15 protein-coding genes are annotated in these 16,063 nt (G+C 45.2%); 10 read left to right on the top strand and 5 right to left on the bottom strand.

Going from position 1 to position 16,063, the window contains the following annotated elements:
* Both B6N13_RS16715 and B6N13_RS16710 read right to left on the bottom strand, forming a co-directional pair.
* The gene (locus B6N13_RS16715) at positions 1 to 1,152 is read right to left on the bottom strand and encodes an NAD(P) transhydrogenase subunit alpha (RefSeq protein ID WP_169460031.1); all 1,152 of its coding nucleotides are present in this window, start codon (positions 1,150 to 1,152) and stop codon (positions 1 to 3) included.
* A gap of 10 nt (positions 1,153 to 1,162) precedes the next feature.
* Positions 1,163 to 2,545 carry an NAD-dependent succinate-semialdehyde dehydrogenase gene (locus B6N13_RS16710; RefSeq protein WP_169460030.1) on the bottom strand — a complete coding sequence of 461 codons (1,383 nt, stop codon included), beginning with the start codon at positions 2,543 to 2,545 and terminating at the stop codon, positions 1,163 to 1,165.
* Between the two features lie 430 nt (positions 2,546 to 2,975).
* Here B6N13_RS16710 and B6N13_RS16705 point away from each other — a divergent pair, with 430 nt between their 5' ends.
* The 7 genes from B6N13_RS16705 to B6N13_RS16675 all read left to right on the top strand — a co-directional run bounded on the left by B6N13_RS16705 (position 2,976) and on the right by B6N13_RS16675 (position 9,680).
* The gene (locus B6N13_RS16705) at positions 2,976 to 3,392 is read left to right on the top strand and encodes a DUF4398 domain-containing protein (protein ID WP_012069675.1); all 417 of its coding nucleotides are present in this window, start codon (positions 2,976 to 2,978) and stop codon (positions 3,390 to 3,392) included.
* Positions 3,389 to 4,324, top strand: a complete 936-nt coding sequence (locus B6N13_RS16700; RefSeq protein ID WP_012069676.1) for an OmpA family protein — start codon at positions 3,389 to 3,391, stop codon at positions 4,322 to 4,324. Before B6N13_RS16705 ends, B6N13_RS16700 begins: the two co-directional genes overlap by 4 nt.
* Positions 4,325 to 4,524: 200 nt before the next feature.
* A complete protein-coding gene (locus B6N13_RS16695; protein ID WP_169460029.1) occupies positions 4,525 to 5,931 on the top strand; it encodes a YfcC family protein in 1,407 nt (468 codons plus the stop codon).
* A gap of 115 nt (positions 5,932 to 6,046) precedes the next feature.
* Entirely contained in the window at positions 6,047 to 7,288 is a 1,242-nt protein-coding gene (locus tag B6N13_RS16690; protein ID WP_169460028.1) for an arginine deiminase, read from the top strand.
* A gap of 93 nt (positions 7,289 to 7,381) precedes the next feature.
* Positions 7,382 to 8,383, top strand: coding sequence for an ornithine carbamoyltransferase (argF, locus tag B6N13_RS16685; RefSeq protein ID WP_169460077.1), 1,002 nt, complete (start codon positions 7,382 to 7,384; stop codon positions 8,381 to 8,383).
* A gap of 29 nt (positions 8,384 to 8,412) precedes the next feature.
* Positions 8,413 to 9,342: a carbamate kinase gene (arcC, locus tag B6N13_RS16680; protein ID WP_169460027.1), complete on the top strand. Its 930-nt coding sequence runs from the start codon at positions 8,413 to 8,415 to the stop codon at positions 9,340 to 9,342.
* Positions 9,343 to 9,392: 50 nt separating this feature from the next.
* Positions 9,393 to 9,680 carry a hypothetical protein gene (locus tag B6N13_RS16675; RefSeq protein ID WP_012069680.1) on the top strand — a complete coding sequence of 96 codons (288 nt, stop codon included), beginning with the start codon at positions 9,393 to 9,395 and terminating at the stop codon, positions 9,678 to 9,680.
* 95 nt (positions 9,681 to 9,775) lie between these two features.
* On the opposite strand, the gene B6N13_RS16670 is transcribed toward B6N13_RS16675, so the two are convergent.
* Together B6N13_RS16670 and B6N13_RS16665 are read right to left on the bottom strand one after the other, a co-directional pair.
* On the bottom strand, positions 9,776 to 11,110 hold the full coding sequence (locus B6N13_RS16670; RefSeq protein ID WP_169460026.1) for a sorbosone dehydrogenase family protein: 1,335 nt from the start codon (positions 11,108 to 11,110) through the stop codon (positions 9,776 to 9,778).
* Positions 11,111 to 11,235: 125 nt separating this feature from the next.
* Positions 11,236 to 12,129 (bottom strand): cation diffusion facilitator family transporter, encoded by an 894-nt coding sequence (locus tag B6N13_RS16665; RefSeq protein ID WP_169460025.1) that lies wholly within the window; start codon positions 12,127 to 12,129, stop codon positions 11,236 to 11,238.
* Between the two features lie 885 nt (positions 12,130 to 13,014).
* Between B6N13_RS16665 and B6N13_RS16660 the strand changes: the two genes are divergently transcribed.
* Positions 13,015 to 13,404 carry a type II toxin-antitoxin system RelE/ParE family toxin gene (locus B6N13_RS16660; protein WP_211172912.1) on the top strand — a complete coding sequence of 130 codons (390 nt, stop codon included), beginning with the start codon at positions 13,015 to 13,017 and terminating at the stop codon, positions 13,402 to 13,404.
* Positions 13,405 to 13,424: 20 nt separating this feature from the next.
* Here the strand turns inward: B6N13_RS16660 and B6N13_RS16655 are convergent, their stop codons facing one another.
* The gene (locus B6N13_RS16655; protein ID WP_169460024.1) at positions 13,425 to 13,754 is read right to left on the bottom strand and encodes a helix-turn-helix transcriptional regulator; all 330 of its coding nucleotides are present in this window, start codon (positions 13,752 to 13,754) and stop codon (positions 13,425 to 13,427) included.
* 203 nt (positions 13,755 to 13,957) lie between these two features.
* Between B6N13_RS16655 and umuD the strand changes: the two genes are divergently transcribed.
* The gene (gene umuD / locus B6N13_RS16650; protein WP_169460023.1) at positions 13,958 to 14,404 is read left to right on the top strand and encodes a translesion error-prone DNA polymerase V autoproteolytic subunit; all 447 of its coding nucleotides are present in this window, start codon (positions 13,958 to 13,960) and stop codon (positions 14,402 to 14,404) included.
* Positions 14,404 to 15,675: a translesion error-prone DNA polymerase V subunit UmuC gene (gene umuC / locus B6N13_RS16645; protein ID WP_169460022.1), complete on the top strand. Its 1,272-nt coding sequence runs from the start codon at positions 14,404 to 14,406 to the stop codon at positions 15,673 to 15,675. The genes umuD and umuC overlap by 1 nt, the downstream gene beginning before the upstream one ends.
* The last annotated feature ends 388 nt before the right edge of the window (positions 15,676 to 16,063 follow it).

Genomic DNA, 16,063 nt, shown 5'->3' with positions numbered 1-16,063 from the left:
TTATTTAGATTGAGATTTTGCTTTGGCTTTTTTATCTGTTTTATCTGTTTTAGTTGCGTCGCAAAGCTTGCCATCGTGGGTCAGAGCAGTATCGGCAAGCACTTCGTCTTCCCAGTCGATGGTGACTATGTTGTTCTTCATCATTAGGGCGAGCAGGTTGAACAGGTTCTTGGCGTAAAGCTCGCTGGCATCCGCTGCGAGCATGGATGGCACGTTTAATGGAGCGATTATCGTGACGCCATCAATATGAGTCGTTTCGCCGGGTGTTGATGCTTCACAATTACCGCCGCCATCAGCAGATAAATCGACAATCACTGAGCCGCGTTTCATGCCAGAGACTTGTGCTTTGCTAATTAGTTTAGGAGACGCTTTGCCAGGAATAGCGGCTGTGGTGATGATCAAATCGGCTGCTTGAATGTGTTTTGTTAGGGCTTTATTGACGGTGATTTTTTCTTCGGGCGTTAGTTCGCGGGCATAACCGCCTTTGCCAGTGGCATCAACGCCGGTGTCGACAAAGGTCGCTGCTAGAGACAATGCTTGTTCTTTGGTTTCTGGGCGAACATCGTAGCCTTCAACAACCGCACCAAGTCGTTGCGCTGTAGCGATGGCTTCGAGTCCTGCGACACCAAGGCCCATCACTAAGACTTTGGCTGGGCCAATGACACCTGCCGCCGAGGTGATTTTAGGTAGCACCTTAGTCATATTGCTCATACCAAGGGCGACCGCATAATACCCTGCTAAAGCCGATTGACTGGATAATGCGTCCATTGACTGAGCACGAGAGATACGTGGAATGCGTTCCATGGCAAAACAGGTGATTTTTTTGGTGAGCAGGCATTGAACAAATTCAGGCTCATTCGCCGCATAAACGAAGCAAATCAATATCGCGCCCGGTTTCATGGCATTAATGACCGACATAGCCGGTGGCTGAACTGCTAACACCACATCTGCGTCTTCTACCAAGGCATGGCGGTCATCCATGAAAATGACGTCTTGATAGGCGGAATCTGACAGCTTAGCCGCATCACCAGCGCCCGATTGCATATGCAACCGAGCGCCAAGTTTGATTAATTTAGCAGTGAGTGATGGTACTAAGGAAACGCGTTTTTCATGGGGATGCGTTTCTTTTAAAATGGCAAGGTTCACATACATGACGAGATCCTTATTCTGGCGCGTCGAGGGTGGCTAGTCGTACCAGTTTTTTGTTAACAAATTCCTGAATCCCCATGTTGCCGAGTTCACGTCCGTAACCCGAATTCTTAATACCACCGAAAGGTAATTCTGCATCCGTCCAATCGATGTTGTTGATGAACATCATGCCGGTTTCAACTTGGCTGGCGACACGTTTGCCTCGTTCGATGTCTTTGGTGTAAACCGAACCGCCTAGACCGAAGTCAGAGTCGTTTGCCAGCGCAATTGCTTCGTATTCGTTTTTGACGCGGAAAAACATCGCAACTGGGCCAAAGAACTCATCTCGGTATGCTGGGTTGTCTGGTGTGATATTGGTGAGAATAGTGGGTTGCATGAAGGCGCCTTTGTGATCGAAGCGTCTGCCACCGATCAATACGGTTGCACCATGAGCGACAGCTGCATCCACTTGCTTGAGCAAACCGATTAATGCGGATTCAGTAGACAAAGGGCCAAGGGTGGTTTTTGGGTCCATTGGGTCGCCAGGTTTGAGTGCGCTAAGTGCAGCCTGAAATTTATCCAGAAATTTGTCGGCCAATTCTTCGATAACTATAAAGCGTTTTGCCGCGCAACAGGTTTGGCCTGCGTTGTACATGCGCCCCCATACAGCCCATTTGACGGCTTTTTCTAAGTCGGCATCTTCTAGGACGATAAACGCATCGCTGCCACCTAACTCCATGGACGATACTTTAAGGTGATGGCCTGCACTAGAAGCAACCGCGCTGCCAGCTGGGACGCTGCCAGTTAGCGCTACGCCTTTTATACGAGGATCACCAATTAGATTGTTGGCTTGTTCGTGAGAGATAAATAAATTGGTATACAAGCCTGCAGGAGCGCCAGCTTCTGTCAATAATTCATCAAAGGCAACAGCGCATTGTGGTACGCAGGCCGCATGTTTGATCAAGATGACGTTGCCAGCCATGAGATGCGGGCCTGCGACTCGTGCTAATTGGTAGTAAGGGAAGTTCCAAGGTTCAACACAAAGGATCAAACCAATTGGGCTGCTTTCCATGTGCGCTTCGCCACGAGTTGGGTCGAGTTTAACAGGAGCGAGAAAGCGTTCGGCGTTTTCTGCGTAATACGCCATGATTCTGGCGCTAAATTCTACTTCGCCTCGGGCTTCGTCGATTCGTTTACCCATTTCAAGTGTTGCTATTTTTGCGAATTCATCTGCACGGGCATGCAGTATTTCGCCCGCTTTGGCGATGATAACGGCACGCTCGGCGTAGCTTTTATTACGCCAGATTTGATAACACTCAGCGGCGGTTGCCATTTTATCTTCAAGTTCTTTATCGCTGATATTCTCAAAGGATTTTTGAATCTTGCCATCGTAAGGGTTAACACTTTGGTAATTCATGGTGAAGCATTCCTTATGTTTAATTTAGTCAGCTGATGCTGGTGATTAAATGATTTGTTATTAGAGCCTATTCTTCTTAATTCATCTCGTCAGTGCGTTTGCGTACACAACGAATTTATATGAATTTTTATAGAGTGAGTTTTTATGAACATATCTTCAGATTAAATTTTTCAGTGTTCTATTAATTATTAATATTTTTTATTGTTTTAATTTTTTGTAGTGGTTTTTTTGTTGAATGATTTTTCTTTGTGTGGTGGCGCACATACAAGGGATTAAAAAGTGATGTAAATTGGTTAAGTTGTATCTAATTGTTAAAAATTAAAATCTTAATAATTAAAAGATATTCCTGAGTTCAAGCTCGATAGTTTTTATTTCAACACCCTCATAGCTCATTTAGAGCACGCTTAAGGGATTTAAGAGGACATAGTTTATGAGTAAATTTATGCAGGAACCGTTTTTTTCGCTGCGCCGCAATGTGCTGAAAGGCTCATCTTTGTTGGCTGTTGTTGTCTTACTGACTGCTTGTTCGCATAACCCGCAGCCACGGGTGTACGGCGCTTTACAAGCTGCAGAAACGGCCATTGCCGATGCTGATAGAAATGGTGTGAATGGGTATCCCTCACCAGAATTAGTAGAAGCGAGAAACAAGTTGCAGCAAGCTCGAGCAGCGGTAGAGAAGGAACAAATGCCTCTAGCTGTTTATTTGGCTAAAGAGTCGCAAGTTGGCGCTGAATTGGCATCGGCTAAAGCGACCTTGCTCAAAGAGCAGCAAGTCAATGCGGAAATTGAAGAGGGCATTGAGGCACTTAAACAAGAAATGGATCGCAATATAGGAGCTGGCTCATGAGTGTATTAAATATTCGGTTTTATCAAGTGGCTGGTATGGCTTCTTTGTTGGCGCTTGCTGGGTGTGCTGGTCCTGCTACTCAGCCAGAGGGAATGAATAACGTGCGAGCTAAGTTGATGGATTTGCAAGGCGACTCTCAGCTCATTCAACTGGCACCTTTGGAATTCAATGAAGCTGAGCAAGCGGTTAAAACGGCTGAAGAGCCAAGAACTGACGAAATGTTAGGTCGTCATTTAATGTTTGTTGCTTACTCAAAAGTGGAGATTGCTGAAAATCGCGCAAAAAGTCGAATGCTGGTTTTAGAGCGTAAACAGCTCAGCCAACAGCGTAATGAGGCTACATTAGCAGCAAGAAACCGGGAATTGGGCGTGGCGCGTAATGATGCAATGCAGTCTAAAGCCGATGCCGAAAAGCTGCGTATGGAAGCCAATGCAGAGCGCAATCGTAGTCAAGAATTTCAGCGACAACTTGGAATGCTAAATGCAAAAGCGACCAATCGCGGCATGATCATGACGTTAGGGGATTTGTCTTTTGCGACAGGCAAAGCAAAACTACAGCCGAGTGTATTGATTGATCTCGATAAGTTAGTTGTATTCCTCAATAAGTATGCAGATCGCAGCATCGTAATAGAGGGTAACACCGACAGCGTTGGCAGCGAGGCGCTTAATCTTAGGTTGTCCCAACATAGAGCTTCAGCAGTCAGAGATTATTTAGTTGGAAAAGGCATTAATTCTGCTCGTTTAACTGTGGTAGCGAATGGCGAGGGTAATCCATTAGATACCAACGATTCTAAACTTGGGCGTCAGCATAATCGTCGAGTAGATATTGTTATTTCGAATACCGAAATGTCTAGGCCAACTGCTATTTTAAATGGTTTAACTATTAATTCAGTAGAATTTCCAGCGGATATATTAAAAGAAAATAAAGAATAATAATTTCAAAGATAAGCATCTTGATAGTAGATGATATTGTCAAGGTGCTTTTTTTGTATCTAACAAAAACGTGACCACCATCAGATTTTTAAAATTTTTTAATTATCTTTTTGATTCTATAGAAGCATGGTTTGTATCGTTTTTTGAATGTTCAGTTTGTGGTTTTTTTAAAGTATCCGTATTTTTACAGGATGTTAATAATGACATTTAAATTTCCAACCGCTTATACCATTTTGTTTTTGCTAATCGCTTTGGTAGCAGCTGGTACTTGGGTGGTGCCTGCAGGCCAATACGAACGTGTTGAAAACGTGACGCTGGGGAAGGAAGTACCGGTTCCCGGCACGTATCAGCAAGTGGATTCTAACCCGCAAGGTGTGGTGGATGTTTTCCTTGCGCCGATTGCCGGTTTTTATAATCCAGACAATTACGAAGCCGCCGCCATTGATGTGGCTTTGTTTGTGTTAATTATTGGTGGATTTCTAGGTGTTGTCACTAAAACAGGCGCGATTGATACGGGTATTTCCCGCGCAATGGTGAAGCTGAAAGGTCATGAAAAATGGATGATTCCGATTTTGATGGCGCTGTTTGCGATTGGTGGTAGCACTTATGGTATGGCGGAAGAATCGCTGGCGTTTTATGCCTTGTTGATTCCAGTGATGATCGCCGCAGGTTATGACTCTGTAGTGGTGGTGGGCATTATTTTGTTGGGTGCTGGCATAGGAACGCTTGGTTCCACCATTAATCCGTTTGCGACCGTTATCGCCGCTAATGCTGCCGATATTCCCTTCACGCAAGGCATGGTTTTACGCTTCTTTATTTTACTAACGGGATGGTTAGCATGTGTCGTGTATGTGATGCGCTATGCGGCAAAAATTAAACAAAACCCTGAATTTTCTATTGTGGCTGATCATAAAGCAGACATTGAAGCGCAATTTTGTAAAAAAGTTCATACCGATGGCGAGACAATGTTGACGCTAAATCAGAAGTTTGTCTTGGTGATTTTCGCTTTAACCTTTGCGGTGATGATTTGGGGGGTGTCGAGCCAAGGCTGGTGGATGGCAAAAATGGGGGCGCTCTTTATTGCTTCGTCTGTGCTGATCGGTTTTGTTACTTGGATGGGCGAAAAAACCTTCACGGAAGTCTTTATTAATGGCGCACGAGATCTATTAGGTGTCGCCATCATTATTGGTATTGCTCGTGGCATAGTCGTCATCATGGACGCAGGTCACATGACAGATACCATTTTGCATTTGGGGGAACAAAGCCTAAGCGGTTTGTCGAATGTGATGTTTATCAACGTGATGTTTGGTATTGAAGTGTTGATGTCATTCTTTGTTCCTTCTTCGTCTGGTTTGGCGGTGTTAACTATGCCGATCATGGCGCCACTGGCTGATTTTTCTGGTGTGGGCCGAGAATTGGTGGTGACGGCGTACCAGTCTGCCAATGGTTTGGTGAATTTATTTAATCCTACTTTTGCTGTGGTGATGGGAGGTCTTGCTATCGCCAAAGTGCCTTACGAAAGATGGCTGCGTTTCATTTGGCCGCTGCTGTTAATTCTTTGTCTCATCATTATGGGCTCTCTCAGTGTTATCTCATTAATTGAATAAGCCGTTACGTATTCGGCTATGTGAATCAATACATAAAACTAAATAAAGCACATTTTCACCTATCAATAGTCGTGAGACGTTCTCATTAGTACGTTCTTACTAAAAGGGAAAAACTATGATCGAATTTGGCGTTCACTCCGAAGTTGGCAAACTGCGTAAAGTTATCGTTTGTCGTCCGGGTCTTGCTCATTCTCGTCTTACTCCCGGCAATGCCGCGCAATTGTTGTACGACGATGTGTTATGGGTTCAGCAGGCACGTACGGACCACATGGATTTTTGCATGAAAATGGAAAATCGTGGCATTAAAGTGCTGGAGTTTGGTCAATTATTAGAAGAAACCGTGCGCGATAAAGGTGCTCGAAATTGGATTCTTGACCGCCGCATTAACGAAAATCAAGTGGGCGTTGGCATGCTAAATGAATTGCGCAGCTGGCTTGATGATATGTCTGCCGAGCAATTAGCTATTTACTTGATTGGCGGGATTTCCGTTCACGAATTGCCTTTTAAACCTCATGGCATGTTTGGTAATTATCTCGGCGGCGATGGTTTTGTTATTCCACCATTACCCAATACTCAGTTTCCGCGTGATAACAGTAGTTGGATTTACAACGGCGTTACAGTGAATCCGATGTTTTGGCCTGCACGTCGACCAGAAACCTTGTTGGTCACAGCTGTATATCGTTTCCACCCCGAATTTGCGCCAGCCTTTAATAATGGTGATTTCAAAATTTGGTGGGGTGACCCAGATCAGGATCATGGTCCAGCCACTGCAGAAGGCGGCGATGTTATGGCGTGGGGTAATGGCAGCGTGTTAATCGGTATGGGCGAACGTACTTCACCTCAAGCGGTTGGGCAAATTGCTAAACGATTGTTTGAGCAGGGCGCAGCAACCCGCGTGATTGCCTGCCAAATGCCGCGTTCTCGTTCGGCAATGCATCTGGATACCGTGTTTAGTCATTGTGATCGGGATGTTGTCACCGCCTTTACCGATGTTTGTGATGAGATCCAATGTTATACCTTGCGGCCAGGCGATCACGCTGGACAAATTGATTTCCGTAAAGAAAAGAAACACCTGTTTGAACTTGCAGCAGACTGCTTAGGCATCAAAAAACTCAACGTCGTGCAAACTGGTGGCGATCATTATCAGAAAGAACGCGAGCAATGGGACGATGGCAACAACGTTATCGCCCTAGAACCCGGCGTTGTCGTCGCTTATGACAGAAATACCTACACCAATACCTTGCTTCGCAAAGCGGGCGTGGAAGTGATTACCGTGAGCGGGGCAGAGCTAGGCCGAGGCCGTGGCGGCGGTCATTGTATGACGTGTCCGGTATGGCGTGACCCCGTCTCTTATTAAAACATGACTACTGCGCTCGCTACGTCATTGGGTTATCAGTTTAATTAAAAGGGTTGTGGCCATTTTTTGATCAATAAGATATAAGGTGTAAATATTTTGTTTAATTTACGAAATAAGAATTTTTTAAAATTGCTGGATTTTAGCCAGCGAGATGTGAGTTTTTTGTTGGATTTGTCCCGCGATTTAAAGCGTGCAAAGTACTCAGGCATGGAACAGCAGGACTTGAAGGGCAAGAACATCTGTCTGATTTTTGAGAAGTCCTCGACTCGTACCTTGTGTGCATTTGAAGTGGCGTCGTTTGATCAAGGTGCTCAGATCACCTATTTAGGCCCTTCTGGTTCGCAAATCGGTAAGAAAGAATCCATGAAAGACACGGCTCGCGTGTTGGGTCGTATGTTCGATGCGATTGAATACCGTGGCTTTGGTCAGGGAGTCGTGGAAGAGTTAGCGAAATACGCTGGCGTGCCAGTTTATAACGGGTTGACCGACGAATTTCATCCAACACAAATGTTGGCCGATTTGCTCACCATGCGCGAGCACAGCGGTAAACCGTTGAATAAAATTAGCTATGCTTTTGTCGGCGATGCCCATTCCAATATGGGACATTCATTGATGATTGCGGGCTGTTTAATGGGCATGGATGTACGCATTGCTGCGCCTAAATCTTTATGGCCAAGCGACGAGTTCTTAAAACCTGCGCGCGAATTAGAAAAACGTTATGGCGCGACGCTGACCATTACCGAAGATGTAAACGCCGCCGTGAAAGACTGTGATTTTATTCATACGGATGTGTGGGTTTCCATGGGCGAGCCGGATTCCGTTTGGGAAGAGCGCATCAAATTACTCACGCCTTACCGTGTAAATAGCGATTTGATGAAGGCGACTGGCAACAGCAACACCAAGTTTATGCATTGCTTACCTGCTTTTCATAATCGCGACACCGACGTGGGTGAAGAAATCTTCCAGAAATTTGGCATCGAAGAAATGGAAGTATCCGACGAAGTGTTTGAATCGGAAGCAGGTATTCAGTTCGAGCAAGCGGAGAATCGTCTCCATACGATTAAAGCGATGCTTGTCGCCACTTTGGGTCACTAACGTTCACGCCTAATTAAAAGGACTGGAATATGAGAATAGTCGTGGCTTTGGGTGGTAACGCCTTGCTGAAACGGGGTGAGCCATTAACGGCACAAGCCCAGCGCGAGAATATTAAAATCGCGGCGCAAGCTTTGGCAAAAATCGCCATCAATAATGAGTTAATTATTACTCACGGCAATGGCCCGCAAGTCGGCTTGTTGGCATTGCAAGGCAACGCCTATAAGCCGGATGAGCTTTATCCGCTGGATGTTCTAGGTGCCGAAACTGAGGGTATGATCGGTTACATGATAGAACAAGAAATGGGCAACCTTGTTCCCGCTGAACGGCCATTGGCAACACTTTTAACCATGATAGAAGTCGACCCAAAAGATCCGGCGTTTAAGAATCCCACCAAGTTTATTGGCCCCGTTTACGAAGAAGCGGAAGCCAATAAACTCGCCCAAGACAACAACTGGACTATAAAACCAGACGGAAAAAAATGGCGTCGAGTCGTGGCTTCGCCCTTGCCAAAGCGCATTTTTGAAATTCGCCCGATTCGTTGGTTATTAGAAAAAAATACCATCGTTATCGCCAGCGGCGGCGGAGGCATTCCTACCATGTATGACGCGGATCATCATCTAAAAGGCATCGAAGCCGTGATAGATAAAGACTTATCCAGCGAACTGCTCGCGCGGGAACTGGGGGCCGATTTATACATCATGGCGACTGATGTTCAGGCGGTGTACTTGGACTGGGCGACGCCACAACAGCGTGGCATTAAAAGCATAAATCCTGCTGATCTCGCCAACTACGACTTCGCTACTGGTTCCATGGGACCGAAAGTTAACGCCGCCAGACAGTTTGCCGAGAAGACCGGCAAAGTCGCCGCCATTGGATCATTAGAAGAGCTTGAATCAATCGTCAAAGGCACCGCAGGCACGCGAGTGAGCAAGCTGGTTGGACCAATGGAAAGCTATTAGCAACTATCGTAAAAACAGTAATTAAATGTTTTTTAAAAAGGGGTCAGACAATGAACATGAAAGAAGCTTACCAAAAAAAACTCCAGGCACAATTAGACGAGTGGAGCGCAGAAATTGATTTGCTCAAAGCAAAAGCTCGCAGTTCAGAAGCTGACGCGCAAATTGAGTACTCCAAACAAATCGAGGAACTGCATGCGATGCGAGAATCGGCCAACAGCAAAATTACCGAACTGAAAGAAGCCAACGACGATGCATGGGAGGATCTAAAAGCTGGTATGGACAGTGCGTGGAACTCGCTCAGTAAAGCGGTTAAGTCGGCTCGCTCTAAATTTAAATAAATGAGCGGCAAGAGGAATACCGATGTTTGTTTTGTGGTCGAATGTCAGAGCAAAGTTTGTCTGACATTCGAGTGTTGATAAATAAATGTTGAGCCTTAGTTTTTGCTCACTCGCCAAATTGTATTACCCACATCATCCGCTACTAATAATGCGCCAGTTTTATCAATGGTTACGCCAACTGGTCTACCATAGGCATCGCCATCTTCACTAAGAAAGCCAGTCACGACATCGATTGGATCAGCGGAAGGTTGTCCATTAACAAAGGGAACGAAAACAACCTTATAGCCGCTCGGTGGGCGACGATTCCATGAACCATGTTCGCCGATAAACATACCATTGCTGAACGTTGAGGGTAGGCTGGTTCCGGTAGATGAAGTTAAACCTAGAGGCGCCACGTGTGAGCCTAGCGCGTAATCTGGCGCAATGGCTGTCGCGACAAGATCAGGACGTTGCGGTTGAATTCGGGTATCAATATGTTGCCCGTAATAACTGTACGGCCAGCCATAAAATCCGCCATCGATTACTGAGGTTAAATAATCTGGCACTAGGTCATTACCCAGTTCGTCGCGCTCGTTAACTACCGTCCACAATTTCCCTGTCGTAGGCTCCCACGCCATACCATTTGGGTTGCGCAAACCGCTGGCAAAGACCCGAGAGGCGCCAGAGTTAATATCCACTTGCCAAATCGCCGCGCGCTTTGCTTCCGCTTCCATGCCGTTTTCGCCGACATTACTGTTAGAGCCAACGCTGACATAAAGTTTAGTACCATCGGCACTGGCGAGAATGTTTTTCGTCCAATGATGATTGATAGGGCCCGCTGGCAAATCTACTAGCTTGTTTCCAGGTGTTGTAATTTGCTTATCGCCCGTGTGATATGGAAAACCTAAAATTGCATCTGAGTCAGCGACATACAAAGTATTACCCACTAAGGCGATGCCAAAAGGGGAGTTAAGGTTTTGTAAAAATACAGTTTGAATATCAGCAACGCCATCGCCAGTGCTATCGCGTAGTAGAGTGATGCGATTAGCGCTTGGTACAGCTGCTCCAACGCGCTTCATGACCAATCCCATCACCCAACCTTTCAATCCTTTGTTGCCATCTGGTTTGGCCGGAGCGTTAGTTTCGGCAACAAGCACATCGCCATTGGGCAAAACATACAACCAACGAGGGTGGTCTAATCCTTTGGCAAACAGGTTTACCTGTGTGCCTTTAACAGTTACTGGCGTTTTATCAGCAGGCCATCCTATCGCCGGCGCAATTTTTAACGTCGGTATCAAGTCGTGCTCTGGTTCAGGTAACGTTGGGTTTGCACCTACGCCAAAATTTTCTGGATGGGGGGATTTTTCAGCGCAGCCATTAATCGACAATGCTCCGATAACAAGCACCGCAGAAGCAGCAAATCTATTATTTATGAGCAATAAATCTTTCATTATTTTTTCCTGACGAAAATGGTATGCAGGGATGGCATGACTGCCATGGTTACGAGCGAAGCCAAAGAGTAAAAGTAAACACACCCTTTGGCACTGGGCTCGATATAGAAATGCTAAATCATACTTCAGTGCGGACGCTCCAACGAGCAATGCGCTTCGTCTGCTTCGCTTTCTATTTGGATCGTAGCATGTTCTATCGAGAACTCATCGTGTAGATGATGTTGGATTTGATGCAGGAAACCTTCCTGTGTGCTGCCTTTCATCACCAAGTGCACGGTTAAGGCCACTTCTGTGGTACTTAACGGCCAAACGTGTAGATCGTGAATACGGGCGACGTCTGGCAAGTTTTCTAGGTACTTTTTCAGTGCTGGCATGTCAATTTTGTCTGGCACAGCATCTAATGTGTAGTTCATGGAATCTTTTAGTAGATTCCATGTGCCTATGAAAATCACCGCGACGATCAATAGACTGATAACAGGATCGACCCACAACCAGCCTTTCCACCAAATAAGTGCGCCAGCAATCACCACACCTAAAGACACCGCAGCATCGGCCGCCATGTGCAAGAATGCGCCTTTGATGTTTAAGTCGTGCTGATGATCTCCTAGAAACAATAGGGCAGTGGCTGTATTTATCACCACCCCAATCGCCGCCACTACCATCATGGTAATACTCGCAACAGGCGCGGGTTCTGAGAAACGCTCTATCGCTTCCCAAGCAATAATTCCCAATGCAGCCAATAGCATGGCAGCACTGATCAAAGATGCCACCACAGTCACTTTACGAAGACCATAAGTGCGTTTTTCGGTCGCGGCTTTTTTGGCTAATATACTTGCGCCCCAAGCTAGCAATAAACTCAGCACATCACTTAAGTTATGCCCAGCATCGGCAATCAGCGCGAGTGAGTCTGCCGCAAAACCATAAATAAACTCGACCGTTGTAAAAAAGACATTGAGAACAATGCCAATGGCAAACGCACGATTGTAATTACTAACATGATGACTGTGATCGTGGCTCATAGATCCTCTTATTCAAAAAACAGAATTTCTTTTCTAACTTACAGGATAGCTAGAGTTGAGGAAATCGTTTGTACATTAAATTCACCAGCCACGACATACGCAAACTCGCCCGCGACAGCCGGTAAGGCAAAAGGGATAGATCGACTGTGCTTTCTTGTAATGAAAAGAGGGGAAGGCACTCAACCACGAACGGGGCGGACTGTACAAGCGCTACATGCACACCCATTCGAGAGAGCAGATGCGCAAAGCGTTGGAGGGATAAAAAAATAATCCCTTATATTAATGTTTTTGAGGCACTTATAAGTGCTTGATAAGTTTGGGAACCTTTATGCTGGTGTCTTTATTTACGGGAACATTAATATACTTATCAATGACTTACGGGTTTTTGGCCTTTCTTCCTTGTATCTAGGCAGCTAAGATTAATCAAATACATACGAAATTGTGGTTTAAGTTCCAAGTTGACGAGTAAGTCAAACTTTTATTGGTTATTATATTTCTATATTCATTTAGCCGATGGGCTTATTTGGGTGTTCTAAATTGGATTTTTATAGAGAGGTTAATATGAAAAAGACATAAAAAAGCCGCTTATTTAGCGGAACTAAAAAAGCGGCTTCGATGTGCAACCTTGCTCGACAAAGCAATCAGCACTTGCTGAGACAGGCTCAACCTATAGAAATTAGATCGTAGCGTACTTAGGCTGGGATCTCAAGAACCTGTTAATGCCATCGAAGCCTTTTCATTAATCTGTACGTTATAGAGGTAATATCTATGATGAGGTTACAGTACATCCTTGAAAAGGCAGTTGAGGTGCTTTTGCTTCTCAATGAGCTAGTGGATAGCGTAACCATCTTGATCTATTCGCTGGGTTAGGTGGTTTCTGTTTAGGTGTTAAAAGCCGCCGTTCGTGCGGCGGCTTTTCTAGGAAGAATTATGAAGGTTTTTAGATTTGTTAATGCCGCAGCGAAACGTGAATTTGGTAAGTTACCAAAAGATATACAGTTACTTTTTGCTACGAGTTTAAATGCTGTAGTGCAGGATCAGGATCCGTTAGTAGATTTCAAGCATATTGCGAGTAGCGTTGGAAAGGGCGCGATAGAGCTTATAGAGAATGGTAGTCCAGCTTATCGGGCTGTTTATTGTGCGAAATTTGGAGATACTATTTTTTTACTTCATTCTTTTGTGAAAACGACAAACGGTGTTGATAAAAAGGCTATGAATACCGCTAAGAAGCGTTACAAAGATATGATGGATATTGTTAACAAAGAGAGTTTATAACGCTCTCTTTTGTCATGAAATCATGCTTCGTTTAATGACCGTGTAGTGCATTCGAAAATAGGAGCCTGATTATCCTGCAGTGTCAGCGTTGGTTTGATCGTATAACCAACTTTCGCAAGAAAACCAATGAGTTTATCAGAAGAGAATTTGTCTACTTTACCTCTTGTTAGCTCACTTACTCTAGGTTGAGTGATGCCCAAGTTAGCCATTATATCCGCTTGTTTCCAGCCTTTTGATTGGAAGTAGTTTCTAAGCACAAGCATCATATCTGCACGGAACTCGAGGTCAGCAGCTTCCGCTGGATCATCTGCAATTGCATCAAAAATGTTTGTATATTGTAATTTTTCCATAATGGTAGCCTGCTGTTAACGAAATATAAATATACGTTTTTTTGTATAATTTGTATGTTAGGTTTTATCGATATGCTCGTCAATATAAATATTCCTCATTCCTAGTCGCAAAATCCGAAACTATCTCCGTTACAAAAATTCACTTGGTCATTCCCACTGGTTAAAACTATACTGTATATCCATACAGTATTTTGGTGTTGATCATGCGTGTGACTTATCTTGGTGTGTCTGAGTCGGCGGCGTTTATCGCGGCCAATAGTGTGCGAATCCCACTTTATGTGGATTCGGTATCGGCGGGTTTTCCTTCGCCCGCTCAGGATTTTGTTGAAAAATCTTTGGATTTGAATGAGTTCTGTGTGGCTCACCCGAACGCGACGTTTTACGTGCGTGCTCAGGGCGATTCGATGATCGATGTGGGCATCCATTCTGGTGACGTATTAGTGGTGGATCGGTCATTAACGGCGCGCCATGGAGACATTGTGATCGCCTGCATTCATGGAGAAATGACCGTGAAGACGTTGGAGTTAAAGCCCAATGTGTTGCTTCGCCCGAAGAATAAAGCCTACAAAGCGATTCATATTACCGAAGAGTCCGAATTGGAAATCTTCGGTGTGGTGACGGGCGTGGTTCGTAAGTACGAGCGCGGTTGATGAAGACGGTTTTTGCCTTGGTCGATTGTAATAACTTTTACGCCAGTTGCGAGAAGTTGTTCCGGCCAGATTTAAAACACACGCCTGTTGCGGTGTTGTCGAATAACGATGGCTGTATTGTCGCGCGTTCCAAAGAGGTAAAGGCATTGGGCATTAAGATGGGCGTGCCGATGTTTCAGGTTCAGGACGAGATAAGAAAGCACGGTATTGTGTGCTTTTCCTCGAATTATGCGCTGTATGCGGATCTGTCGAATCGGGTAATGACCATCTTAGAAGAGGAAGCGCCACGGCTTGAAGTGTATTCCATCGATGAGGCGTTCATGGACTTAACCGGTGTTGATCACGTGACGGATTTGCTAGCGTTTGGCAAACGAGTAAAAGCCAAGGTCGATCAATGGACGGGCATTACGGTAGGCGTGGGCATCGCGCCAACCAAGACGCTGGCGAAGTTGGCCAATCATGCCGCGAAGAAATACCCAGCCACCGGTTCGGTCGTAGATTTGATGAACCCAGATAGACAAAAGCGTTTATTGGCAATTGTTGATGTAAGTGACGTGTGGGGCGTTGGCCGTCGAACAACGGCGAAGTTAAAGGCGAGGGGAATTCATACCGCGTTGGATTTGGCGAATGCTGATCCTAAATCAATTCGAAGCGAGTTTTCTGTGGTGTTGGAGCGAACCATTCGAGAGTTGAATGGGGTGTCGTGTTTGGATTTGGAATTGCTCAGGCCAACAAAGCAGCAAATCATTTGCAGTCGGTCATTTGGTCACAAAGTGACAGACAAACGAGAACTACGGGAAGCCATCGCCAAGTACACAACCAGAGCGGCCGAGAAACTACGCGGAGAAAAACGCCTTTGCCGTGTGGTGAGTGTGTTCGTTCGTACCAGTCCATTTATTCCAAACGAACCGCAGTACTCGAAAACCTTGTCTGCAGAACTCCCCAACCCAACCGACGACACACGAGACTTATTAGAAGTGGCCGACGTGCTGTTTCGTCGCATCTATCGGGCTGGTTATCGCTACGCCAAAGGCGGCGTGATGTTGGCGGACTTCTACGAACATGGCGCCTTTCAACAAGATTTATTCCGAGCCGACAACACGAAAATCAATTCAAAAGCCCTAATGAACGTCGTGGACAAAATCAACCACAGCGGCCTCGGCAACGTCTTCTTCGCCTCGCAAGGTGTTTCGCCTCAATGGGCAATGAAACGCGAACATCTATCGCCAGCCTATACGACCAATTGGGAAGAACTGTCCAAGGTTTGGTGAGTAAGGACGGTTATTGTATATTCGATTTAATTTTGAAAATTACGCCAATTGATTAAAAGGAATCTTATGTATCAGGGGAGTTGTTTATGTGGGGTGGTGACATTAGAAATTCATGGCGGTATTGATTCCATTATTCATTGTTATTGTTCTAAGTGCAGAATAAAGTTGTGGCACTGCTTATGCCACGAATTGTTTTATTGCTACAAAAGAGTTAGTGATAAAAAACGGGGAAGGAGCTGAAACCACTATATAGCACCGGAAAATGAGCTTGAATGATAAGACAATCTCTTGTGTTAATCCCATGCTCTGTACGATAGAGCACAGATAAATCCTCCAGAATTCATTACCTTTATTGCTAATCAATATGCTTCACATGCTATATAAACAG

It is taken from the genome of Marinomonas sp. UCMA 3892, from assembly GCF_012726345.1.
GTDB lineage: Bacteria > Pseudomonadota > Gammaproteobacteria > Pseudomonadales > Marinomonadaceae > Marinomonas.
This window is presented reverse-complemented; position numbering and strand designations above follow the sequence as displayed.

Coding starts and splice junctions, on each gene's coding strand:
- B6N13_RS16690 (WP_169460028.1), top strand. CDS start 6,047: ATGATCGAATTTGGCGTTCACTCCGAAGTTGGCAAACTGCGTAAAGTT.
- arcC (WP_169460027.1), top strand. CDS start 8,413: ATGAGAATAGTCGTGGCTTTGGGTGGTAACGCCTTGCTGAAACGGGGT.
- umuC (WP_169460022.1), top strand. CDS start 14,404: ATGAAGACGGTTTTTGCCTTGGTCGATTGTAATAACTTTTACGCCAGT.
- B6N13_RS16655 (WP_169460024.1), bottom strand. CDS start 13,754: ATGGAAAAATTACAATATACAAACATTTTTGATGCAATTGCAGATGAT.
- B6N13_RS16665 (WP_169460025.1), bottom strand. CDS start 12,129: ATGAGCCACGATCACAGTCATCATGTTAGTAATTACAATCGTGCGTTT.
- B6N13_RS16705 (WP_012069675.1), top strand. CDS start 2,976: ATGAGTAAATTTATGCAGGAACCGTTTTTTTCGCTGCGCCGCAATGTG.
- B6N13_RS16695 (WP_169460029.1), top strand. CDS start 4,525: ATGACATTTAAATTTCCAACCGCTTATACCATTTTGTTTTTGCTAATC.
- B6N13_RS16670 (WP_169460026.1), bottom strand. CDS start 11,110: ATGAAAGATTTATTGCTCATAAATAATAGATTTGCTGCTTCTGCGGTG.
- B6N13_RS16710 (WP_169460030.1), bottom strand. CDS start 2,545: ATGAATTACCAAAGTGTTAACCCTTACGATGGCAAGATTCAAAAATCC.
- B6N13_RS16700 (WP_012069676.1), top strand. CDS start 3,389: ATGAGTGTATTAAATATTCGGTTTTATCAAGTGGCTGGTATGGCTTCT.
- B6N13_RS16675 (WP_012069680.1), top strand. CDS start 9,393: ATGAACATGAAAGAAGCTTACCAAAAAAAACTCCAGGCACAATTAGAC.
- umuD (WP_169460023.1), top strand. CDS start 13,958: ATGCGTGTGACTTATCTTGGTGTGTCTGAGTCGGCGGCGTTTATCGCG.
- B6N13_RS16715 (WP_169460031.1), bottom strand. CDS start 1,152: ATGTATGTGAACCTTGCCATTTTAAAAGAAACGCATCCCCATGAAAAA.